19 protein-coding genes are annotated in these 19,113 nt (G+C 61.2%); 14 read left to right on the top strand and 5 right to left on the bottom strand.

Going from position 1 to position 19,113, the window contains the following annotated elements; all coding sequences use genetic code 11:
• Window positions 1-39: 39 nt before the first annotated feature.
• Both gluQRS and dksA read right to left on the bottom strand, forming a co-directional pair.
• Window positions 40-927, bottom strand: a complete 888-nt coding sequence (gluQRS, locus tag G7009_RS24665) for a tRNA glutamyl-Q(34) synthetase GluQRS (RefSeq protein ID WP_181132664.1) — start codon at window positions 925-927, stop codon at window positions 40-42.
• 68 nt (window positions 928-995) lie between these two features.
• The gene (gene dksA / locus G7009_RS24660; protein ID WP_181132663.1) at window positions 996-1,442 is read right to left on the bottom strand and encodes an RNA polymerase-binding protein DksA; all 447 of its coding nucleotides are present in this window, start codon (window positions 1,440-1,442) and stop codon (window positions 996-998) included.
• 210 nt (window positions 1,443-1,652) lie between these two features.
• On the opposite strand from dksA, the gene G7009_RS24655 reads away from it, so the two are divergent.
• Together G7009_RS24655 and sfsA are read left to right on the top strand one after the other, a co-directional pair.
• Window positions 1,653-2,825: a pyridoxal phosphate-dependent aminotransferase gene (locus tag G7009_RS24655; RefSeq protein ID WP_181132661.1), complete on the top strand. Its 1,173-nt coding sequence runs from the start codon at window positions 1,653-1,655 to the stop codon at window positions 2,823-2,825.
• Window positions 2,825-3,538: a DNA/RNA nuclease SfsA gene (gene sfsA, locus G7009_RS24650; RefSeq protein ID WP_181132659.1), complete on the top strand. Its 714-nt coding sequence runs from the start codon at window positions 2,825-2,827 to the stop codon at window positions 3,536-3,538. The genes G7009_RS24655 and sfsA overlap by 1 nt, the downstream gene beginning before the upstream one ends.
• Here the strand turns inward: sfsA and G7009_RS24645 are convergent.
• Window positions 3,501-3,851: a Rieske (2Fe-2S) protein gene (locus tag G7009_RS24645; RefSeq protein WP_181132657.1), complete on the bottom strand. Its 351-nt coding sequence runs from the start codon at window positions 3,849-3,851 to the stop codon at window positions 3,501-3,503. The two genes, sfsA and G7009_RS24645, sit on opposite strands and share 38 nt — an antisense overlap.
• 153 nt (window positions 3,852-4,004) lie before the next feature.
• Here G7009_RS24645 and G7009_RS24640 point away from each other — a divergent pair, with 153 nt between their 5' ends.
• The 3 genes from G7009_RS24640 to G7009_RS24630 are packed head-to-tail and all read left to right on the top strand — an operon-like array spanning window position 4,005 to window position 6,687.
• Window positions 4,005-4,886: a heme/hemin ABC transporter substrate-binding protein gene (locus G7009_RS24640; RefSeq protein WP_181132655.1), complete on the top strand. Its 882-nt coding sequence runs from the start codon at window positions 4,005-4,007 to the stop codon at window positions 4,884-4,886.
• A gap of 50 nt (window positions 4,887-4,936) precedes the next feature.
• The gene (locus G7009_RS24635; protein WP_181132725.1) at window positions 4,937-5,920 is read left to right on the top strand and encodes a FecCD family ABC transporter permease; all 984 of its coding nucleotides are present in this window, start codon (window positions 4,937-4,939) and stop codon (window positions 5,918-5,920) included.
• Window positions 5,920-6,687: a heme ABC transporter ATP-binding protein gene (locus G7009_RS24630; RefSeq protein ID WP_181132653.1), complete on the top strand. Its 768-nt coding sequence runs from the start codon at window positions 5,920-5,922 to the stop codon at window positions 6,685-6,687. The genes G7009_RS24635 and G7009_RS24630 overlap by 1 nt, the downstream gene beginning before the upstream one ends.
• A 233-nt stretch (window positions 6,688-6,920) precedes the next feature.
• Here G7009_RS24630 and G7009_RS24625 read toward each other — a convergent pair whose 3' ends face one another.
• Together G7009_RS24625 and G7009_RS24620 are read right to left on the bottom strand one after the other, a co-directional pair.
• On the bottom strand, window positions 6,921-7,199 hold the full coding sequence (locus G7009_RS24625) for a TfoX/Sxy family protein (protein ID WP_181132651.1): 279 nt from the start codon (window positions 7,197-7,199) through the stop codon (window positions 6,921-6,923).
• Window positions 7,200-7,353: 154 nt separating this feature from the next.
• Window positions 7,354-8,916, bottom strand: a complete 1,563-nt coding sequence (locus G7009_RS24620) for a bifunctional aminoglycoside phosphotransferase/ATP-binding protein (protein WP_181132649.1) — start codon at window positions 8,914-8,916, stop codon at window positions 7,354-7,356.
• Between the two features lie 116 nt (window positions 8,917-9,032).
• On the opposite strand from G7009_RS24620, the gene mrcB reads away from it, so the two are divergent.
• The 9 genes from mrcB (at window position 9,033) to msrQ (ending at window position 18,865) form a co-directional block, all read left to right on the top strand.
• Window positions 9,033-11,354, top strand: a complete 2,322-nt coding sequence (mrcB, locus tag G7009_RS24615) for a penicillin-binding protein 1B (protein ID WP_181132648.1) — start codon at window positions 9,033-9,035, stop codon at window positions 11,352-11,354.
• 25 nt (window positions 11,355-11,379) lie between these two features.
• Entirely contained in the window at window positions 11,380-12,144 is a 765-nt protein-coding gene (locus G7009_RS24610) for a tetratricopeptide repeat protein (RefSeq protein WP_181132646.1), read from the top strand.
• Window positions 12,141-12,473: a YqcC family protein gene (locus G7009_RS24605; RefSeq protein ID WP_181132644.1), complete on the top strand. Its 333-nt coding sequence runs from the start codon at window positions 12,141-12,143 to the stop codon at window positions 12,471-12,473. Before G7009_RS24610 ends, G7009_RS24605 begins: the two co-directional genes overlap by 4 nt.
• A 407-nt stretch (window positions 12,474-12,880) precedes the next feature.
• On the top strand, window positions 12,881-14,605 hold the full coding sequence (locus tag G7009_RS24600) for an acetolactate synthase 3 large subunit (RefSeq protein ID WP_181132642.1): 1,725 nt from the start codon (window positions 12,881-12,883) through the stop codon (window positions 14,603-14,605).
• Between the two features lies 1 nt (window position 14,606).
• Entirely contained in the window at window positions 14,607-15,098 is a 492-nt protein-coding gene (gene ilvN, locus G7009_RS24595; protein WP_181132640.1) for an acetolactate synthase small subunit, read from the top strand.
• A 56-nt stretch (window positions 15,099-15,154) separates the two neighbouring features.
• Window positions 15,155-16,171 (top strand): ketol-acid reductoisomerase, encoded by a 1,017-nt coding sequence (gene ilvC, locus G7009_RS24590; RefSeq protein WP_181132635.1) that lies wholly within the window; start codon window positions 15,155-15,157, stop codon window positions 16,169-16,171.
• 150 nt (window positions 16,172-16,321) lie between these two features.
• On the top strand, window positions 16,322-17,173 hold the full coding sequence (pssA, locus tag G7009_RS24585) for a CDP-diacylglycerol--serine O-phosphatidyltransferase (protein WP_181132634.1): 852 nt from the start codon (window positions 16,322-16,324) through the stop codon (window positions 17,171-17,173).
• A gap of 76 nt (window positions 17,174-17,249) precedes the next feature.
• A complete protein-coding gene (gene msrP / locus G7009_RS24580) occupies window positions 17,250-18,260 on the top strand; it encodes a protein-methionine-sulfoxide reductase catalytic subunit MsrP (RefSeq protein ID WP_181132633.1) in 1,011 nt (336 codons plus the stop codon).
• The gene (gene msrQ / locus G7009_RS24575) at window positions 18,260-18,865 is read left to right on the top strand and encodes a protein-methionine-sulfoxide reductase heme-binding subunit MsrQ (RefSeq protein ID WP_181132632.1); all 606 of its coding nucleotides are present in this window, start codon (window positions 18,260-18,262) and stop codon (window positions 18,863-18,865) included. The genes msrP and msrQ overlap by 1 nt, the downstream gene beginning before the upstream one ends.
• Window positions 18,866-19,113: the final 248 nt, after the last annotated feature.

The raw sequence follows: 19,113 nt of genomic DNA, 5'->3' as shown, positions 1-19,113 counted from the left end.
GATTTGAATCCATTGAGCTTTATCATGTACTGCTGGTGCTCATGATAGCTGCGCTTCAGGCACGGTCCTGCGGTTCGGGATAGCCTGGCTGCACCAGCGCTCCCTGGCCGCCTCAAGCACTTGCGCGGGCCGTGCGCCCTCGAGTGCCGGGTCGGTGGCCTGGCCGAGCGCACGCAGGGCTCGCAGTAACAGGGGCGTGGCTTGCTCGCACGGCAGCGGCGCGGAACGATAGGACTTGCCCAGTTTGTGTCCGTCCGGTTGCACGATCAAGGGTACATGCAGATAGCGAGGCTGATGCAGGCCTAGCAACTCCTGCAAGTACAACTGGCGCGGTGTGTTGTCCAGCAGGTCGGCGCCACGGACGATGTCCGTCACCCCCTGCCAGGCATCGTCCAGCACGACTGCCAGTTGATAGGCATAAAGGCCGTCGCGACGCTGGATGACGAAATCGCCTACCTCGCGGCCCAGATGCTGTTCGAAACGGCCCTGCACCCGATCGACGAAGGCGTAGGTAAGCTCCGGTACGCGCAGGCGAATCGCCGCGCCTTCGCGGGCATGACCGGCATCGCGGCAGAAACCGGGGTAGATGCCGGCGTAGCCTTCGAGCTGTTTGCGCGAGCAGGTGCAGGCGTAAGCCAGGCCTTGGCGAAACAGGCGTTCGACGACCTCGGCGTAAGCGTCATGGCGCTGGCTCTGGTAGACCACCTCGCCATCCCATTCCAGGCCATAGCGTTCCAGGGTCTGCAGGATGGCATCGCGCGCGCCCGGTGCTTCGCGGGGCGGATCGATATCTTCCATGCGCAGCAACCATCGTCCTCCAACCGCTCGGGCATCGAGCCAGGAGGCAAGCGCCGCGACCAGAGAGCCGAAATGCAGGTAGCCGCTTGGGGTAGGGGCGAAACGCCCGATGTAGCTGGAGTCGTTCATGGGCAGCAGGCGCTAGGGATATAAATGAAACGGGGCGCTCAGAGCGCCCCGTTCGATTGCGATCGGGATCAGCCTTTACCGACCTGCTTTTCCTTTTTCTCCGCCAGCTCCTTGCAGTCGAAGCACAAGTCCGCGGTAGGCCGGGCTTCGAGTCGGCGCAGGCCGATTTCCACGCCACAGGCGTCGCACCAACCGTACTCTTCGTCCTGAATCAGTTGCAGGGTCTTGTCGATCTTCTTGATCAGCTTGCGCTCGCGATCACGGTTGCGCAGTTCGAGAGCGAACTCTTCTTCCTGGCTGGCACGGTCGGCCGGGTCCGGGAAGTTGGCCGCTTCGTCCTTCATGTGATCTACAGTCTTGTCCACGCCGATCATCAACTCTTGTTTCCAGTTGCTAAGGATCTTGGTGAAGTGAGCGCGCATAGGAGCACCCATGTATTCTTCGCCCTTGGTTTCCGTGTAAGGGGCGATACCGAACGTATTTTGACCTGTTTTCTGCTTTTCTTGGGTGGACATGAATAGACCGCCTCTCACTCATCTGATCCATTTCGCAGGCTGCTCCATCTCCGGCGCCCGCCGGCCCTGCGACTGCGAGCCGCCGAACTTACCAGATAGCATCGGGGTTCGCCACCCCGCCCGTATCCAGCTATTGACCGCCGGTTTTGGCGGACGTTCGTTCGCGTGCATGGGTAGAATCACCAGTCTAGTCCAAACGAGAGACGCTCCATGGCTCAGCCCTACAGTGCGCGCAGTCGCGCCATCGAACCCTTCCACGTCATGGCGCTGCTCGCGCGAGCCAATGAGCTGCAGGCGGTCGGGCATGACGTGATCCACCTGGAAATCGGCGAGCCCGATTTCACCACCGCCGCGCCTATCGTGCAGGCCGGCCAGGCTGCCCTGGCGGCAGGTCATACCCGCTACACCGCAGCACGCGGCCTGCCAGCATTGCGCGAAGCCATCGCGGGTTTCTACGGCCAGCGATACGGTCTCGAGGTGGATCCCGGGCGCATCCTCGTCACGCCCGGTGGCTCGGGTGCCTTGCTGCTCGCTTGCAGCCTGTTGGTCGATGCGGGCAAGCACTGGTTGCTGGCCGACCCCGGATACCCTTGCAACAGGCACTTCCTGCGACTGGTGGAAGGTGGGGCACAACTGGTGCCAGTGGGCCCTGAAGTCAACTACCAGTTGAGCGCCGAACTGGTCGAGCGCCATTGGAACCAGGATACGGTCGGCGCACTGGTAGCGTCACCGGCCAACCCCACGGGCACGGTACTGGACCGCGAGGCGTTGACCCGTCTGGCCCAGGCAACCCGTGGCCGCGGCGGCCACCTGGTGGTGGACGAGATCTACCACGGGTTGACTTACGGCATGGATGCACCCAGCGTTCTGGAAGTGGACGACGAGGCCTTCGTCCTGAACAGTTTTTCCAAGTATTTCGGCATGACCGGCTGGCGGCTCGGTTGGCTGGTGGCACCACCCGGTGCCGTGGCAGACCTGGAAAAGCTGGCGCAGAACCTCTATATCAGCGCACCGAGCATGGCCCAGCATGCGGCCTTGGCGTGTTTTCAGCCGGAGACGCTGGCTATTTTCGAGGAGCGGCGCCACGAATTCGCCCGCCGTCGTGACTACTTGCTACCTGCCCTGCGCGCCTTGGGCTTCAACATTGCGGTAGAGCCCGAGGGGGCTTTCTACCTGTACGCCGACATCAGCGGTTTTGGCGGTGACGCATTCGCGTTCTGTCAGCACTTCCTCGAGACCGAACATGTGGCCTTCACGCCAGGACTGGACTTCGGCCGTCATCTGGCGGGGCATCATGTGCGTTTTGCCTATACCCAGAGCCTGCCGCGCCTGGAAGAGGCTGTGCAACGCATTGCTCGTGGCCTGCAGAGTTGGCAAGGCTGATGGTGTTCTTTCCTCTGCTTGAACAGGGCCGTCTACTGCGTCGCTACAAACGCTTTCTCGCCGATATCGAGCTGGCGACCGGCGAGTTGCTGACCATCCACTGCCCGAACACCGGGTCGATGCTCAATTGCATGCGTGAAGGCGGACAGGTCTGGTTCAGTCGCTCCAACGACCCCAAGCGCAAGTTGCCGGGCACGTGGGAGATCAGCGAAACGCCGCAGGGTCGGCTGGCCTGCATCAATACCGGCCGCGCCAATGCGTTGGTGGAAGAGGCGCTGCGCGCGGGACGGATCACGGAGCTGGCCGGCTTCACCGCGCTACGACGCGAGGTGGCCTATGGTGAAGAAGGCAGCCGTGTGGATTTTCGCCTGGAGTTTCCCGAAGGGCCCGCCTACGTCGAGGTCAAGAGCGTGACCCTGGGCTACCCGGACACCGCGGTGGCGGCCTTTCCTGACGCGGTCACCCAGCGCGGTGCCAAGCACCTGCGTGAATTGGCAGCCCTGGCGCGCCAGGGTGTCCGGGCGGTGCAGCTCTACTGCGTGAATCTCACCGGCGTCGAGGCGGTACGTCCGGCGCACGAGATCGACGCGGCGTATGCCCAGGCGCTACGGGCTGCCGTGGCGGACGGGGTCGAAGTGCTGGCCTATGGTACGCATCTGGATAGCAAGGGGATCGTCATCGATCGGCCTTTGCCGGTGCTGCTCGATCAATGAGCCAGATGCCCTGGCTGTCTTCCAGGCACTCCAGGGCGTCAAGGTGTTCGCCCTCACAGGGGCCTGCCACGCATTCACCCGATTCGACGACGAACAGCGCGCCGTGATGAGCGCAATGGATCAGACTGGCGCTGTCGTCGAGAAAGGCGTCGTTGCTGCCATCCCAGTTCAACCGAATGCCACGGTGCGGGCAACGATTGCGGTAGAGGTAGACCCGGCCCTGGCGACGGATACCGAAAAGCTGTTCTGCGGCATGGGTAAAGGCACGGCTGCGGCCTTCGCCGAGGTCACCGGAAGGACAAAGGAACTGCATGGTGGGTAGACTCGCGCAACATGAAGGGCGGTTGACGTATAAACGCGAATAATTATCAAATTGCTCATGATTGATACGCCTGCATGCCTATAGTGCGCAGTCCTTCCGTATGCCACAAGGCTGCGGCCTCGCTTTCTGCAAAGGAATCCAACGATGCGTCGTCCTGCTGCCCTGATCGCCCTGTGCGCCGGCCTTCTCCTCGCCGGCCAGTCTTCTGCCGCCGAACTCGCGCAACGCTGGGTCAGCGCAGGGGGAGCGCTGAGTGAATGGGTCAGCGTGCTGGGTGGCGAGTCTCGGCTGGTCGGTGTCGACACTACCAGTCAGCACCCACGGTCTCTTCGGGCGTTACCGAGCGTAGGCTACCAACGCATGCTATCGGCGGAAGGTGTGCTCAGCCTGCGTCCGGACCTGCTGGTCGGGACCGAGGAAATGGGCCCTCCACCCGTGCTCGCGCAGATCCGCAATGCCGGAGTGCGGGTCGAGCTGTTTTCCAGCAAGGCCGAACTCGACGCCGTCGATGCCAACCTCGAGCGTCTGGGCGATCTGTTGGGGACCGAAGAAAAAGCCAGCGAGCTGACAGCCGACTATCACCAGCAATTCGAGGCGCTGGGGGCTCGGCTCGAACAGGCTCGGGGCAGTCAAGAAGCGCCAGGTGTCCTGCTATTGGTAGGGCACGCTGGTGCGAAGCCGTTGATCGCCGGGCATGGCACCCTTGGCGACTGGTTGGTACGCCAGGCAGGCGGGCGCAACCTGGCAGAGCATCAAGGCTACAAGAATTTTTCAGTCGAGGCGCTCGCCGCGCTGGATCCGGATGTCCTGGTGTTTTCCGATCGCAGCCTCGACGGTGAGCAAGCCTTGCAGGCGCTGCTGAAGGAAAACCCTGCATTGGCAGCATCGCGCGCAGTACGCGACAAACGTCTGGTCCCCCTCGACCCGACCCTACTGGTGGGTGGGCTTGGACCACGTCTGCCCGCCGCCGCACGTGAGCTGGCGGGCGCGTTCTATCCAGCGACCAAGGGTAGCCCGGCACCATGAGACGACGCGTCGAGGCGCGCCCGCTGTTGGTCTGCCTGGCGTTGCTTTGCCTGCTGGCCACCTGGCTGTCCTTGTCCCTGGGGCCGGTCAGCCTGCCCTTGTCCGATACCCTGCGCGCGGGCTTGCGGCTGGCAGGGTTGCCGATTGCCGGTGAGGGACTGGAACAGGCCGAGTTGATCCTTGGGCAGATTCGGCTGCCTCGTACGTTGTTGGGGTTGGCGGTGGGCGCCGTACTGGCCCTGTCCGGGGTAGCGATGCAAGGGCTGTTTCGCAATCCCCTGGCCGACCCAGGGTTGGTGGGGGTCGCCAGCGGTGCGGCGCTAGGGGCCGCGGTGGCTATCGTCGGCGGTAGCTGGCTCGGCGGTATTCCTGACTGGATCGCGCCCTACCTGTTGTCGCTATGCGCATTCATCGGCGGCCTGGGCGTTACCGCGCTGGTTTATCGGCTTGGACGCAGGAATGGCCGGACCAGCGTGTCGACCATGCTTCTGGCCGGCATCGCCCTGACTGCGCTGGCCGGGTCGGCGGTCGGTCTGTTCACCTACCTGGCCGACGATGCCACGTTACGCACCCTGACCTTCTGGAACCTGGGCAGCCTCAATGGCGCCTCCTACGATCGCTTGTGGCCCTTGTTGCTGGTAGCGACGGCGGTGGCCTTGTGGCTGCCACGCCGGGCGCAGGCACTCAATGCCTTGCTGCTGGGCGAGTCAGAGGCTCGGCACTTGGGAGTGGAGGTAGAACCGCTCAAGCGCGAGCTGGTGTTCTGCACAGCCTTGGGTGTGGGTGCCGCGGTCGCGGCAGCGGGCTTGATCGGCTTCATCGGGCTGGTGGTACCGCATCTGGTGCGGCTATTGGCAGGCCCCGATCACCGAGTCCTGCTTCCCGCCTCCTTGCTGGCCGGCGGTGCGCTGCTCCTGTGCGCCGACCTCGTCGCTCGCCTGGCACTGGCGCCCGCCGAGTTGCCGATCGGTATCGTCACGGCGTTCATCGGTGCACCGTTCTTCCTGATCCTGCTGGTGCGAGGGCGTAACTGATGCTCGAAGCTCGCGGTCTCCACTTGTACAGGGATGGCAAGGCGGTCCTGCACGCTATCGATCTGCACCTGCTTCCTGCGCAGGTGCTGGGGGTGTTGGGACCCAATGGTGCTGGCAAGAGCAGCCTGATGGCGGCGCTCTGTGGCGAACTTCCCCCTACCCAGGGCGAGGTCCGCTTGCTGGGACGAGCCTTGTCGACGTGGTCAGGACAGGAGCGTGCGCGGCGCATGGCCGTATTGCCCCAAGTGTCGACCCTCGGGTTTGCCTTCGGTGTCTCGGAAGTGGTCGGGTTGGGTCGACTCCCGCATGCCAGTGGGCAAAGGCGCGACCAGGAAATCGTCGAGGCAGCCTTGCGCGCTGCGGATGCCTGGCACCTGGTCGATCGCAGCTATCTCGCCTTGTCGGGTGGCGAGCGTCAGCGTGTGCACCTGGCGCGCGTACTCGCGCAACTCTGGCCAGGCGAGCAGGGCAGCACGCTGTTGCTCGACGAGCCGACTTCCATGCTCGATCCCTTGCACCAGCACACGACCTTGCAGGCAGTGCGCAGTGTTGCCGACCGAGGCGCGGCGGTACTGGTGATTCTGCATGATCTGAACCTGGCGGCTCGTTATTGTGATCGCATCCTGTTGCTGGACGGAGGGCGCTGTCATGCCTTGGATACACCTCAGCGGGTGCTCCAGCCTGACGCATTGAGGGCGGTCTTCGGCATCGAGGTGCTGGTGCAACCTCATCCGGAGCGTGGGCACCCTTTGATCATTGCTCGCTAGATTGCCACAGGATCAGGCGATTGCATGATGGCCTCCAGGCGTGATGAGGTCCGGACCATCCTTTTCCAATCCAAAAAAAGACCCGGCAAAAAGCCGGGTCAAAAACCGTGATTAGCCTGATGAGGAGATAATCTGAAAGCCCTAACCAGAGGCTTTCAAGTTATCCAACCAGTCTCGCGACCAGCTGTGATAATCATAACGATTCTCATTTCGTCGTCAATGCTTTTCTGTGTTTATTTTTCGCTCGCCGATGATTGGCTTCTTGCGGCCAACTGTTGATTGAGCGCTTGCTTGCGGTCTTGCGGCAGGTCATTCCAATGCATGTCGAGCAAAGCGCCTTCGATGGCGTACAGCAATACCTTCGATGCCCGGAAACCCCGAGAACGTACAGCTTGATATGCACCTACAGCTCCAAGTCGACGCAGATCCGACGCACTGTGGATACCGACGGCATGCAGCCATTGCGCCGAGGTCTTGCCCAGGTTCTTCAGGTGCTGCAACTCATCGTTCATCAAGCCTCCATGCGATGGTCGAACGGGCCTTGAGTGTAAATCGCGGACAGGTCAGGGAGTAGTGTAGCGGGGGTTGGGGATTGTGCGGCTTTGTTCGGGGGCGTGGCGGGCTGGCCGATGAGGCAGTCGGGGCTGCAGTGCAGCCCCGGTATGCTCAGAGCCCCGGCAGGCGCTGACGGATCTGCTCGATCAGTTGGTCCATGCTGCTGCCTTCGTTGGTTTCGACCCGTTTGCTGTCCCTGAGCTCCTGATCATCCAGAGGCTCGCGGTTCGCTTGCTGTGCCTTCACCACTTCCAAGGTTGCGTCGGAGGGATCGTTGTTGTCCGCCTGCCGCTGCGCCAGCCAGCTGGCGATCACGGCGTCAGGGGCGTTGCAGTCGAGGATGAGGAACGGAACGCCAGTCTCGCGGGCTACTTGCGCCGCGGCCTGGCGCTGCTCGCGTTGCAGGTAGGTGGCATCGACCACGACCGGGAAACCGGCCCGCAGGATGACTTCCGCCAACTCGTGAAGACGGGCATAGGTCGCTGCGCTTGTCTTGGCATCGTAGATGCCGGCTTGCAACTGGCCGACATTCTCGGCCTGCTGCTCACCATGCAGACGCTTGCGTTCGACATCCGAGCGCAAACGGATCGCGCCGATGGCCTCGACCAGGCGCATGGCGACGTGGCTCTTGCCGGTTGCCGAAACGCCATGGGTGATTGCCAGCAGGCGCGAGGGAATCGCACTGTAGCTTTCCGCCAGGTTGGCGTAGTTGCGATAAGTACGCAGGGTGGTGGCGCGCTGAACGCCATCGGCATCGGTGGGCAGGCTGAACAACGCGACCTTGGCGCGGACCAGGGCACGGTAGGCCTTGTAGAAGTTGAGCAGTTGCAGGCCTTCATAGTCGCCAGTCAGTTCCAGGTACTGGCTGATGAAACGCCGGGACAGGCACTTCAGGCCGCGATCTTCCAGGTCCATGGCCAGGAAGGCCGTGTCGGCGTAGACATCGGTCAGGCGGAACGGCTCGTTGAACTCGATGCAGTCGAAAATCACTACTTGACCGTCGATCAGGGTCGCGTTGCCCAGATGAATATCGCCATGGCATTCGCGAATGAAGCCTTGTGCCTTGCGCGCTTCGAACAGGCCGTGCAGGCGTTCGAAGCTGCTGCGTGCCCACGCTTGCAGGTTGTCCAGCTGCTGCAGGTCGGCGCTGTCGCTGAGGAACGGGCGGATTTGCTCGAAGTTCTGCTCCACTGGCGCCATGACACTTTCCGGGGTACCCAGGGGATGATCGAAAGCGACCTTGGGGGCCTCAAGGTGGAACTCGGCAATCTGTCGAGCCATCTGGTCGATATGGCCTGCGGTCAGCTCACCGTTGGCCTGCAAGGTGCTGAGCATCTGGTCCTGGGGGAACTGGCGCATTTGCAGGGCATATTCGATCGCTTCGCCCGCTCCACCGAGGCAAGGGGCATCCGGGCTACCGGTGATCGGCAGCACTTGCAGGTAGAGACCGTCGGTCAAGCGCTGGTTGAGGCGTAGCTCTTCGTTGCAGAAATGTTCTCGCTGGCTCAGCTCGGTGAAGTCGAGAAAGCCGAAGTTCATCGGTTTCTTGATCTTGTAGGCGTACTCGCCAGTGAGCAGGACCCAGGAAATATGCGTCTCGATCAGCTGGAAGCCGTTGACGGGGTGCGGATAAACAGCGGGATTCTGCAGCGCGGTGATCAAGGCTTGGCTCACGGGCGATCCTTCAGGGTCAGGGAATTCGAAGCCGCCATTATGGTCAATGGTGCCGTCCCTGCAAACCGCCGGAGGGCGTCTGCCCCCGCTTTATAAAGTGCGTATAATCCGCCGCCATGACTCGTACCTCAAATCCCCGCAAGACCAAGAAACGTCCGCCCGGTCGCTCTCGCGCCTGGCTGGGCTGGGCGCTCAAGCTCAGCCTGGTCGGCCTCGTGGTGGTCGCCGGCTTCGCCATCTACCTCGACGCGGTCGTCCAGGAGAAGTTCTCCGGCAAGCGCTGGACCATTCCGGCGAAGGTATATGCCCGTCCGTTGGAGCTGTTCGTCGGCCAGAAGCTGAGCAAGAACGATTTCCTTACCGAACTCGATGCGCTTGGTTATCGTCGCGAGAGCGCTGTCAGCGGCCCTGGCGCGGCATCGGTCAACGGCAATACCGTCGATCTGAACACCCGTGGTTTCCAGTTCTACGAAGGGGCGGAGAAGGCGCAGCCTGTGCGCGTGCGTTTCTCCGGCGACTACGTGGCCGCTCTCAGCGGCGCCAGTGGGGGCAAGCTCGACGTGGTGCGGCTGGAGCCGTTGCTGGTTGGCGGCATCTATCCCAAGAACCTGGAAGACCGCATCCTGATCAATATCGACCAGGCGCCGCCATACCTGCTGGAGACCCTGGTGGCAGTGGAGGATCGCGACTTCTACAGCCATTTTGGCGTTTCGCCCAAGTCCATCGCGCGCGCGGTCTGGGTCAACACCTCGGCCGGTTCGATGCGCCAGGGCGGCAGTACCCTGACCCAGCAGTTGGTAAAGAACTTCTACCTCACCAGCGAACGCAGTCTGAGCCGCAAGCTCACCGAAGCCATGATGGCCGTGCTGCTCGAACTGCATTACGACAAGCGCGAGATCCTCGAAGCGTACCTGAACGAAGTCTTCGTGGGTCAGGATGGTCAGCGTGCGGTGCATGGTTTCGGCCTGGCCAGCCAGTTCTTCTTCAGTCAGCCGTTGGCGGAGCTCAAGCTGCACCAGATCGCTTTGTTGGTGGGGATGGTCAAAGGGCCGTCCTACTACAACCCCCGGCGCTACCCGGAGCGTGCCCTCAACCGCCGTAACCTGGTGCTCGACCTGTTGGCCGAGCAGGGCGTGGCAAGCAAGGATGTGGTCGAGGCGGCGAAGAAGATGCCGCTGGGCGTGACCAAGCGCGGTAGTCTGGCCGACAGTTCCTTCCCCGCGTTTCTCGACCTGGTAAAGCGTCAACTGCGTCAGGACTACCGCGACGAGGACTTGACCGAAGAAGGATTGCGGATCTTCACCAGCTTCGACCCGATCCTGCAGATGAAGGCCGAGACCGCCATGGCCGAGACCTTTAAGCGTCTCGCCGGGCGCAAGGGGGCGGCGGAAGTCGAATCGGCAATGGTGGTGACCAACCCGGAAACCGGTGAAGTCCAGGCGCTGATCGGCAGCCGCCAGGCCGGCTTCGCGGGCTTCAACCGGGCTATCGACGCTGTGCGACCGATCGGCTCGTTGGTCAAGCCGGCCATCTATCTCACGGCCTTGGAAAAACCGAGCAAATACACCCTGACCAGTTGGGTCCAGGACGAGCCGTTTTCGGTGAAAGGGGCCGATGGCCAGGTCTGGCGCCCACAGAATTACGATCGGCGCCCGCATGGGACCATCTACCTGTATCAGGGGCTGGCCAACTCCTACAACCTGTCGACCGCCAAGATCGGCCTGGAAGTCGGCGTGCCCAGCGTGATCAAGACCATTGGACGATTGGGTGTGAACGTCGACTGGCCGGCTTTCCCGTCGATGCTGCTGGGTGCTGGTGGCATGTCGCCGATGCAGGTCGCGACCATGTACCAGACCATCGCCAACGGTGGCTTCAATACGCCCATGCGCGGTATTCGCAGCGTGCTGACCGCCGAAGGCGAGCCGCTCAAGCGCTACCCGTTCCAGATCCAGCAGACCTTCGATCCCGGCGCGATCTACCTGGTGCAGAACGCCATGCAGCGGGTGATGCGCGAGGGTACCGGGCGTTCGGTCTACAATGTCCTGCCCGGTAACCTGACCTTGGCGGGCAAGACCGGTACCAGCAACGATTCACGCGATAGCTGGTTTTCCGGCTTCAGCCAGGATCTGCTGGCAGTGGTCTGGCTGGGGCGGGACGACAACGGCAAGACGCCGTTCACCGGTGCGACGGGCGCGCTGCAGGTATGGACCAGTTTCATGCGCAAGGCCGATCCGCTGCCGCTGGACATGCCCAAGCCGGACAACGTGGTGCAGGCCTGGATCGATCCCTACAGCGGCCAGGGCTCGGATGCGAGCTGTCCTGGGGCCGTGCAGATGCCGTATATTCAAGGCAGCGAACCGGTTGCCGGGGCTGCCTGTGGCAGCGAGTCCAAACCGGATGATTCGGTCATGGATTGGGTCAAGGGCTGGATGAATTGAGCACGAGTGCAAAAGAGGATACGAAGTGAACAAGTGGTGGTTTCCTGCCTTGACGGCGATGGCCGTGCTTCACGGTTGCGCCAATGTCCCGCGTGGCTCCATTCCGGTCGTGGATTCGGGGAGCCGGGTTTCCAATAGCGAGCGTGTCTCGGCCAATCGCACCGCGACCGTTCCGGCCAGCACCGCTGGGACCAGCCAGGCGCAGACGATACCGCAGGACTCTGGCGTGACCGTGATGATCCCGCAAGGCGCTGGCGGTTCGCCGATCCAGACCTTCCCGGCTTCGAGCGCGGCGGCTCCGATCAGCACCGGACCGATCACGCCGGGGCCGGTCAGCGATGAGCCGTTCGACATCGCCGCGATGAACAGTGCGCCCAGCAGCACCAGTGCACCCAGCGCCACCAGCGCGCCGACCGGTATTCCCCGCAGTACGCCTGCTCCAAGCTCGCTGTCTGCCGACGAACAGCTCGACGGGCCGGTTCTTGCCTTGTTGACGACGGCCCAGCAACAGCAGGGGACTGGCGATTTCAATGGGGCCTCGTCGAGCCTGGAACGCGCCCAACGCATCGCTCCGCGCGAACCGCAGGTGTTGTTCCGCCTGGCCCAGGTGCGCCTGGCCCAAGGCGATGCCGCGCAGTCCGAACAGCTCGCCCGCCGTGCCCTGACCTATGCCAACGGCCGTCCGAACCTGCAGGCGGAACTGTGGAACATCATCGCCCAGGCGCGTGAGAAGCAAGGCGACAGCGCTGGTGCGGCGCTGGCGCGGCAGAAAGCCAAGGTCAGCTCGTGATGGAACAGCGCATTCTCGATATCGCCGATCACCTGTTGCTGATCGAGCGCGAACTCAAGGTACAGGGCTGGTGGAGCGAGGCGGCTCCCAGTGCCTCGGCCCTTGCCAGCACGGTGCCGTTCGCGGTCGATTCGATGAGCTTCGAGCTGTGGCTGCAGTGGATCTTCCTGCCGCGCATGACGCATATTCTGGAGCATGGCCTGGCGCTTCCCAGTGCCTCCGGCATCCTGGTCATGGCTGAAACGACCTTCTCCGACCGTCCGCACGAGAGTCGAGAGCTCAGAAGACTGCTGGCAGCATTCGATCGATTGATCGCTGCATCAGCCTGATTTCTCCCAATTTTTCATCAAGGGCCGCAGATTGTGGCCCTTTTTTATTGGAATCTTCATTTTTCTGCTGCTCATGCTGTTTTTAGTGGTGGCGAGGATTCATCCTGAGGAAAAATTGGCAATAATTTTTCTTGACTTGCGGGCGCCGAATCAGAAGAATCCAACTTCCGCTGTAGGGGGACTGCCAGAAGCAGACCCGCTAAGCAGATCATGAGGCGCACACCCGCGCCGACTTGTTACACCCCGCAACGCGTTACCTCGCGCTGGGTGGGAAATCCCCGCAACACTCTGGGGCGCTCCCAATACTTGCTCAGTCAGTGCTGACGTTCGCTCATGCTCTGCTTGGCAGTAAACCTATTAAGACCCGTCCGGATGGGCGGTATTCTGGCGTTTTAGAGGTGAACAACGTGGAGCTTTTATCTGGCGGCGAGATGCTTGTCCGCTTTTTGCGCGACGAAGGCGTCAAGCACATCTACGGGTACCCTGGTGGTGCTCTCCTTCATGTTTACGACGCGCTGTTCAAGGAACCGGAAGTCAATCACATCCTGGTTCGCCATGAGCAGGCGGCAACCCATATGGCGGACGGCTACGCTCGCGCCACCGGCAAGGCCGGTGTCGTGCTGGTGACTTCCGGTCCGGGCGCGACCAATGCCATCACCGGTATCGCCACCGCCTACATGGACTCCATTCCGATGGTCATCCTGTCGGGTCAGGTGCCTAGCACCATGGTCGGCACCGATGCCTTCCAGGAAACCGACATGATCGGTATCTCCCGGCCGATCGTGAAGCACAGCTTCATGATCAAGCATGCCTCGGAGATTCCCGAAGTCCTGAAAAAAGCTTTCTACCTGGCGCAATCGGGGCGTCCTGGGCCTGTCGTGGTCGATATCCCCAAGGACATGACCAACCCGGCCGAGAAATTCGAGTACGTCTATCCGAAGAAGGTCAAGCTGCGTTCCTACAGCCCGGCCGTTCGAGGTCATTCGGGACAGATCCGCAAGGCTGCCGAAATGATCCTGGCCGCCAAGCGCCCGATCATCTATTCCGGCGGTGGCGTGATTCTCGGTGGTGGCTCCGAAGTCCTGACCGCAATCGCCCAATCCTTGAACGTTCCGGTCACCAATACCTTGATGGGCCTGGGCGGCTATCCGGGGATGGACCGCCAGTTCCTCGGTATGCTCGGCATGCACGGCAGCTTCACCGCCAACATGGCCATGCATCACGCCGACGTGATCCTGGCAGTCGGCGCGCGTTTCGATGATCGCGTGATCAACGGCCCGGCCAAGTTCTGCCCGAATGCCAAGATCATCCACATCGATATCGATCCCGCATCCATCTCCAAGATGATCAAGGCCGATGTGCCTATCGTCGGGCCGGTCGATAGCGTACTTAGCGAGATGCTTACCATCCTTCGGGAAATCGGCGAGAAGCCTGAACAGGCGGCCCTCGATACCTGGTGGAAGCAGATCGAAGAGTGGCGAGGCGATCGCGGCCTGTTCCCTTATGACAAGGGCGATGGCAGCGTGATCAAGCCACAGACCGTGGTCGAGACCCTGTGCGAAGTGACCAAGGGCGATGCCTTCGTGAGCTCCGACGTGGGCCAGCACCAGATGTTCGCGGCGCAGTATTACCGCTTCAACAAACCCAACCGCTGGATCAACTCCGGTGGCCTGGGCACCATGGGCTTCGGTTTCCCGGCGGCCATGGGCGTCAAGCTCAGCTTCCCTGACGATGACGTCGCCTGTGTCACGGGCGAGGGCAGCATCCAGATGAACATTCAGGAACTGTCCACCTGCCTGCAGTACGGCTTGCCGGTGAAGATCGTCAACCTGAACAACGGCGTGCTGGGCATGGTTCGCCAGTGGCAGGACATGTCCTATAACAGCCGCCATTCGCACTCGTACATGGAATCGCTGCCGGACTTCGTCAAGCTGGTCGAAGCCTATGGCCATGTAGGTATCCGCATCACCAGCCTGAAGGACCTCAAGCCCAAGCTCGAAGAGGCTTTCGCGATGAAGGACCGCCTGGTATTCATCGACATCCAGGTCGATCGGACCGAGCACGTCTACCCGATGCAGATTCGGGACGGCGCGATGCGTGACATGTGGCTGAGCAAGACGGAGCGTACCTGATATGCGGCATATCATTTCCCTGCTGCTGGAAAACGAACCCGGTGCCCTGTCCCGCGTGGTCGGCCTGTTTTCCCAGCGTAACTACAACATCGAGAGCCTGACCGTCGCTCCGACCGAAGACCCGACCTTGTCGCGTCTGACCCTGACGACCGTTGGCCACGATGAAGTGATCGAACAGATCACCAAGAACCTGAACAAGCTGGTCGAAGTGGTCAAGCTGGTCGATCTGTCGGAGAGCGCTCACATCGAGCGCGAGCTAATGCTGGTCAAGGTGAAGGCCACCGGCGCGCAACGTGCGGAGATCAAACGGACCACGGACATCTTCCGTGGCCAGGTCGTCGACGTGACTGCCAGCGTGTACACGGTGCAGCTGACCGGTACCAGCGACAAGCTCGATAATTTCATCCAGGCCATCGGTACCGCGTCGATCCTGGAAACCGTGCGCAGCGGCGTTACCGGCATTGCCCGTGGCGACAAAGTGCTCAGCATCTGATAACAGCAAGACTCAGTGATGGTCCCGTAGGGGCCGAGTTATAACAGGGGTATTTCATGAAAGTTTATTACGACAAAGACTGCGACCTTTCCATCATCCAGGGCAAGAAAGTCGCCATCATCGGCTACGGTTCGCAGGGTCACGCCCAGGCGTGCAACCTGAAGGACTCCGGTGTGGACGTCACTATCGGCCTGCGCAAAGGTTCGTCGACTGTCGCCAAGGCCGAGGCCCACGGCCTGAAAGTGACTGACGTTGCTTCCGCCGTTGCCGCTGCCGATCTGGTCATGATCCTGACCCCTGACGAGTTCCAAGGCGCCCTGTACCGCGACGAAGTCGAGCCGAACCTGAAGAAGGGCGCTACCCTGGCCTTCTCCCACGGTTTCTCGATTCACTACAACCAGGTCGTGCCACGTGGTGACCTCGACGTGATCATGATCGCGCCGAAGGCCCCGGGTCACACCGTACGTTCCGAGTTCGTCAAGGGCGGTGGTATTCCTGACCTGATCGCGATCTACCAGGACGCGTCCGGCAATGCCAAGAACGTTGCTCTGTCCTACGCCGCGGGCGTTGGCGGTGGCCGTACCGGCATCATCGAAACCACCTTCAAGGACGAGACCGAAACCGACCTGTTCGGTGAGCAGGCCGTTCTGTGCGGCGGTACCGTAGAGCTGGTCAAGGCTGGTTTCGAGACTCTGGTAGAAGCTGGCTACGCGCCTGAAATGGCTTACTTCGAGTGCCTGCACGAGCTGAAGCTGATCGTCGACCTCATGTACGAAGGCGGTATCGCCAACATGAACTACTCGATCTCCAACAACGCCGAGTACGGCGAGTACGTAACCGGCCCGGAGATCATCAACGCCGAATCCCGTCAGGCCATGCGCAATGCTCTGAAGCGCATTCAGGACGGTGAGTACGCGAAGATGTTCATCAGCGAAGGTGCTACCAACTATCCGTCGATGACCGCCAAGCGTCGCAACAATGCCAACCACGGCATCGAAATCATCGGCGAGGAACTGCGCTCGATGATGCCTTGGATCTCGGCGAACAAGATCGTCGACAAGACCAAGAACTGAGTCTTGAGCTGATACGGAAAAACGCGGCCAAGGCCGCGTTTTTTCGTTCTGCCGGTCCGCATCTGGTATAAAGCCAACAGCGGTCGACCGGGCGAACCCCGCGCGGGAGCCTGTGTCGAACACTTTCCACCCAGTTGCAAGGTAATGTCCATGAGCGAACGTCCCGAAGAGCCGAACAAGCCCTCCGACGCCGAAAGCCTGCTACCTGTCGATGAGCATGTTGAAGAAGGGCATGACGCCGAAGGGCGCAAGGTTCGGCATCGCGGCATCTATCTGCTGCCCAACCTGTTCACCACAGCCAATCTGTTTGCCGGCTTTTATTCGATCATCAGCTCCATCAGCGCCCAGAGCGCGATGAGCGCCGGTGACCCTCGCGAGGCGAGCAAGTATTTCGCTTTTGCCGCCATCGCAATCTTCGTCGCCATGGTCCTCGATGGCCTGGACGGGCGTGTGGCACGCATGACCAATACCCAGAGCGCGTTCGGCGCCGAGTACGACTCGTTGTCCGACATGGTAGCCTTTGGCGTGGCACCGGCGCTGTTGGCCTTTGGCTGGGCTCTGGGCGACATGGGCAAGGTCGGCTGGATGGTCGCCTTCATCTATGTGGCCGGGGCTGCACTGCGTCTGGCACGCTTCAATACCCAGGTCGGTACCGCCGACAAGCGCTACTTCATCGGGCTGGCAAGTCCAGCGGCAGCCGGCGTCGTGGCGGGTACTGTGTGGGCATTCAGCGACTTCGGGATCCAGGGCTCCAAGCTTTCATTCCTGGTCGCCTTGCTGATCGCCGCGGCAGGCATGCTGATGGTCAGCAATATCAAGTACAACAGTTTCAAGGAGCTGGACCTGCGCGGGCGCGTGCCGTTCGTGGCGATCCTGGCCGTGGTTCTGGTCTTCGCCGTGGTATTCAGCGATCCGCCGCGAATCCTGCTGTTGATCTTCCTCGGTTACGCCATATCTGGGCCTGTCCAATACCTGTTGCGCATCCGCAGGCACAAGCGCTGACATGATTTAATGCTGGAATAACCTTGCGGCTCCACAGTCTACTGGTATCTCACCCAGCCAGTACTGTGGAGTCGATATGCTTATCAAGCTGCCCAGATCTTCCGATTGCAAGGCATCGGAGATCACCCCCGAACATCTCTATCTTTCCAGGCGATCCTTGCTGGGTGCGTCCCTGGCAGGCGTCGCCGTGAGCGCACTGCCCAGGATCGGCTCCGCCGAGCCGTCCCGGTATGCCGACGTCGAGTCGGGCAATACTCCGGGTTGGTTCGTGGAAAAGCTCAAGGACACAAACTGGCAGGCGGTCAATGTCAAAGGCGAAAGCATCACGCCGTTCAAGGATGCCACGCACTACAACAACTTCTACGAGTTCGGTCCTGACAAAGGCGATCCGGCGGCCAACGCCGGCAGCCTGAAGACCGAGCCGTGGTCGGTGGTGGTCGACGGTGAGGTGGGCAAGCCGGGCAGGTATGCCCTTGAAGACTTCATCAAGCCCGCCCGGATGGAGGAACGTATCTATCGCCTGCGTTGCGTCGAGGCCTGGTCGATGGTGATTCCATGGCTGGGCTTTCCCTTGTCGGCCCTGCTCAAGCAGGTCGAGCCAGGCTCCAATGCGCGCTACGTGCGCTTCGAGACCTTGCAGGATCCCAAGAGCATGCCTGGGCAGAGGTCCGGGTTCGCCTTGATCGACTGGCCCTACGCCGAAGGGTTGCGTCTTGATGAGGCGATGAATCCGCTGGCGATCCTGGCTGTCGGCATGTATGGGCGTGAGCTGGCGAACCAAAACGGCGCGCCCCTGCGTTTGGTCGTTCCCTGGAAGTATGGATTCAAGAGCATCAAGTCCATCGTGCGGATTAGTCTGGTTGCCGAGCAGCCGGGAACTACCTGGCAAGGCCTCGCTCCTGACGAATACGGGTTCTATGCCAACGTCAACCCGAGTGTCGATCATCCGCGATGGACCCAGGCTCGGGAACGTCGACTCCCCAGCGGTCTGTTCAGCCCCAATGTCCGCGATACGCTGATGTTCAATGGCTATGCCGATGAGGTTGCATCGCTTTACACCGGTCTGGACCTGAGGAAGAACTACTGATGCGCTATCGGTGGTTCCGGTTTGGCATATTCGTACTGGGCTGCCTGTTTCCTGCCTGGTGGTTGTACGAGGCGGGCGCAGGCTCGCTGGGGCCTGATCCAGGTAAGATCCTCGTGGATCGGCTGGGGCTGGGCGGATTGATCTTTCTGTTGATCACATTGGGTATGACGCCTCTGCAGCGCGTCACTGGATGGTCGGGCTGGGTCGTGGCGCGGCGGCAGCTCGGGTTGTGGAGCTTTGCTTATATAGTCATGCACATGACTGCGTATATGGTGTTCGTGCTTGGGCTGGATTGGGCGCAGTTAGGGGTCGAGCTACGCAAGCGCCCTTATATCATCGTTGGGGCGCTTGGCTTGCTGGGTCTGTTGCTTCTGGCGGCGACATCCAATCACGCAAGTCAGCGCAAACTTGGCAAGCGATGGAGAAAGCTGCACAAGCTGATCTACCTGATCCTGGGGCTGGGGTTGCTGCACTTCCTGTGGGTGGTAAGAGCAGACATGCTTGAATGGGCTTCATATGCCTTGATCGGTATAGTGCTTCTGTTGATCCGTCTACCTGCAATATGGCGCAGAATGCCTCGGTTCGGTAAAAAGCAGCCAATCTAGAAATTTTTTGGCATAAAGGCTTGACGTCTTCTTCCAGGTCCTTATAATGCGCACCACTTCCAGCGTAGTTGGAACGAGAAACTCCTTGAAGATCAATGAGTTAAGCGTTTCAGGCGATGCAGGAAGGGCTTCGATCGACAGATCGACAGCGGTGAAAAAGGTGGTTGACAGCGGTTTTCAACGCTGTATGATTCGCCTCCCGCTGACGAGAGATCGCAGCGCGTCAAGTGGTTGAAGTTGAACGAAAA

Origin of the sequence: Pseudomonas capeferrum (genome assembly GCF_013523055.1) — a bacterium.
GTDB lineage: Bacteria > Pseudomonadota > Gammaproteobacteria > Pseudomonadales > Pseudomonadaceae > Aquipseudomonas > Aquipseudomonas capeferrum_A.
Note: the sequence above shows the minus strand (reverse complement) of the source record. Positions and strands in the feature narration are given on the sequence as shown.

What these genes read in the sequence shown, in the direction of transcription:
- gluQRS (WP_181132664.1), bottom strand. Translation starts at nt 927, where the DNA reads ATGAACGACTCCAGCTACATCGGGCGTTTCGCCCCTACCCCAAGCGGC.
- dksA (WP_181132663.1), bottom strand. Translation starts at nt 1,442, where the DNA reads ATGTCCACCCAAGAAAAGCAGAAAACAGGTCAAAATACGTTCGGTATC.
- G7009_RS24655 (WP_181132661.1), top strand. Translation starts at nt 1,653, where the DNA reads ATGGCTCAGCCCTACAGTGCGCGCAGTCGCGCCATCGAACCCTTCCAC.
- sfsA (WP_181132659.1), top strand. Translation starts at nt 2,825, where the DNA reads ATGGTGTTCTTTCCTCTGCTTGAACAGGGCCGTCTACTGCGTCGCTAC.
- G7009_RS24645 (WP_181132657.1), bottom strand. Translation starts at nt 3,851, where the DNA reads ATGCAGTTCCTTTGTCCTTCCGGTGACCTCGGCGAAGGCCGCAGCCGT.
- G7009_RS24640 (WP_181132655.1), top strand. Translation starts at nt 4,005, where the DNA reads ATGCGTCGTCCTGCTGCCCTGATCGCCCTGTGCGCCGGCCTTCTCCTC.
- G7009_RS24630 (WP_181132653.1), top strand. Translation starts at nt 5,920, where the DNA reads ATGCTCGAAGCTCGCGGTCTCCACTTGTACAGGGATGGCAAGGCGGTC.
- G7009_RS24625 (WP_181132651.1), bottom strand. Translation starts at nt 7,199, where the DNA reads ATGAACGATGAGTTGCAGCACCTGAAGAACCTGGGCAAGACCTCGGCG.
- mrcB (WP_181132648.1), top strand. Translation starts at nt 9,033, where the DNA reads ATGACTCGTACCTCAAATCCCCGCAAGACCAAGAAACGTCCGCCCGGT.
- ilvN (WP_181132640.1), top strand. Translation starts at nt 14,607, where the DNA reads ATGCGGCATATCATTTCCCTGCTGCTGGAAAACGAACCCGGTGCCCTG.
- ilvC (WP_181132635.1), top strand. Translation starts at nt 15,155, where the DNA reads ATGAAAGTTTATTACGACAAAGACTGCGACCTTTCCATCATCCAGGGC.
- pssA (WP_181132634.1), top strand. Translation starts at nt 16,322, where the DNA reads ATGAGCGAACGTCCCGAAGAGCCGAACAAGCCCTCCGACGCCGAAAGC.
- msrP (WP_181132633.1), top strand. Translation starts at nt 17,250, where the DNA reads ATGCTTATCAAGCTGCCCAGATCTTCCGATTGCAAGGCATCGGAGATC.
- msrQ (WP_181132632.1), top strand. Translation starts at nt 18,260, where the DNA reads ATGCGCTATCGGTGGTTCCGGTTTGGCATATTCGTACTGGGCTGCCTG.